General features: G+C 64.0%; 2 protein-coding genes. Both read left to right on the top strand.

The genetic code is table 11. The annotated features are described in order from the left end of the window. The first annotated feature begins 141 nt into the window (after positions 1–141). Positions 142–1,221, top strand: coding sequence for a 4-oxalomesaconate tautomerase (locus RMO40_RS21105; RefSeq protein WP_309725515.1), 1,080 nt, complete (start codon positions 142–144; stop codon positions 1,219–1,221). Between the two features lie 167 nt (positions 1,222–1,388). Continuing rightward, on the top strand, positions 1,389–2,021 hold a 633-nt coding region (locus RMO40_RS21110; RefSeq protein ID WP_309725519.1), incomplete at its 3' end, for an amidohydrolase family protein.

The raw sequence follows: 2,021 nt of genomic DNA on the forward strand, positions 1-2,021 counted from the left end.
GACGTGAACGAAGTACTCCAGCTGTTTCAAATCCATGCACCGGAATATGCCAGAGTGGCATAGCTGCTATGTGGGCTATCTCGTTGCTGCATGGGCATGGCTGCGCAAGAATCATCCACAAACTCGCTCCCGCACCCGGCCATGCAGCACCCGATTCCTTGCCTTTTCATGCGCGGCGGCTCATCACGCGGACCCTTCTTCAACGAGGCCGACCTGCCCGCCGACACCGCCCAGCGCGACCGCGTGCTGCTGGCCGTGATGGGCTCGCCCGACCGGCGCCAGATCGATGGGCTGGGCGGCGCGCACCCGCTCACCAGCAAGGTCGGCATCGTGCGGCTGAGCCAGACGCCGGGGGTCGATCTCGACTTTCTCTTCGCTCAATTGCAGCCCGACAAGGACACGGTCGACACCACACCCAACTGCGGCAACATGCTCGCCGCCGTGGTGCCGTTTGCATTGGAAACAGGTTTGCTGAGGCCCCGGGGCGACACCACCACCTTGCGTGTGCTCACGCTCAACACCGACATGCAGTGCGACGTGACGGTGCAAACCCCGGGCGGCCAGGTGAGCTACGAAGGCGACGCGCGCATCGACAGCGTGCCTGGCACCTCGGCGCCGATCAAGATCAACTTCCTCGACACCGCCGGCTCGGTGGCCCCCGGCTTGCTGCCGACGGGCAACGTGCGTGACGTGATCGACGGCATCGAGGTGACCTGCATCGACAACGGCATGCCGCTCGTCATGTTCAAGGCCAGCGACGTGGGCCGCACCGGCTACGAGACGGTGGAGCAGATGAACGCCGACACCGAGTTGAAGGCGCGCGTCGAAACGCTGCGCATCGCCGCCGGCCACGCCATGAAGCTCGGCGACGTGACGAACAAGCCCTACCCCAAGATGACGCTGATCTCGGCGCCGCGCCACGGCGGCAGCCTGAACACCCGCAGCTTCATCCCGCACGTGTGCCACGACTCGATCGGTGTGCTGGCGGCGGTGACGGTGGGCACGGCCTGCGTGCTCGAGGGTTCCGTGACGCAGGGCATCGCGGTGGTGCCGACGGGCAACACGAAAACCATCTCGGTCGAGCACCCGACCGGCGAGTTCAGTGTGGCGCTGGAGATCGACCCGAAGAATTCGCAGAACGTGTTGAGCGCGGCCCTGCTGCGCACTGCGCGACTGATCATGCGTGGCGAGGTGATGGTGCCAGCTGCGCTGTACCGATGAACGAGGCCGTGCCCATGTCACCTGTTTTCACCGCCAAGGCGCAAAGAGCGCAAAGGGCGCAAAGAAAAGAGAACCGTTTTCCTTTGCGACCTTTGCGCCCCTTGGCGTCTCTGCGGTAAAGAAACCGTACCCATGCTCCAGCCCCCACAAGACGAGAAAGAGAAGACATGAGCCTCATCATCGACGTCCACGGCCACTACACCACCGCACCGAAGGCGCTGGAAGACTGGCGCAACCGCCAGATCGCCGGCATCAAGGACCTGGCCAGCAGGCCGAAGGTGAGCGAGCTGAAGATCAGCGACGACGAATTGCGCGACAGCATCGTCAACAACCAGCTGAAGAAGATGCAGGAGCGCGGCAGCGACCTCACCATCTTCTCGCCACGCGCGAGCTTCATGGCGCACCACATCGGCGACTTCCAGGTCTCGTCGACCTGGGCCGCCATTTGCAACGAGCTCTGCTACCGCGTCGCCCAGCTCTTCCCTGACCACTTCATCCCCGCGGCCATGCTGCCGCAGTCGCCGGGGGTCGACCCCAAGACCTGCATCCCCGAGCTGGAGAAGTGCGTCAAGGAATACGGCAACGTCGGCATCAACCTGAACCCCGACCCCTCGGGCGGGCACTGGACGTCGCCGCCTTTGAGCGACCGCGCGTGGTACCCGATCTACGAAAAGATGGTGGAGCACAACATCCCCGCGATGATCCACGTCAGCACCAGCTGCAACGCCTGCTTTCACACCACCGGAGCGCACTACCTGAACGCCGACACCACGGCCTTCATGCAGTGCCTGACCAGTGAT

This window comes from Rhizobacter sp. (assembly GCF_031412075.1).
Taxonomy (GTDB): Bacteria; Pseudomonadota; Gammaproteobacteria; order Burkholderiales; family Burkholderiaceae_C; genus Rhizobacter.

Coding starts and splice junctions, on each gene's coding strand:
- RMO40_RS21105 (WP_309725515.1), top strand. CDS start 142: ATGCAGCACCCGATTCCTTGCCTTTTCATGCGCGGCGGCTCATCACGC.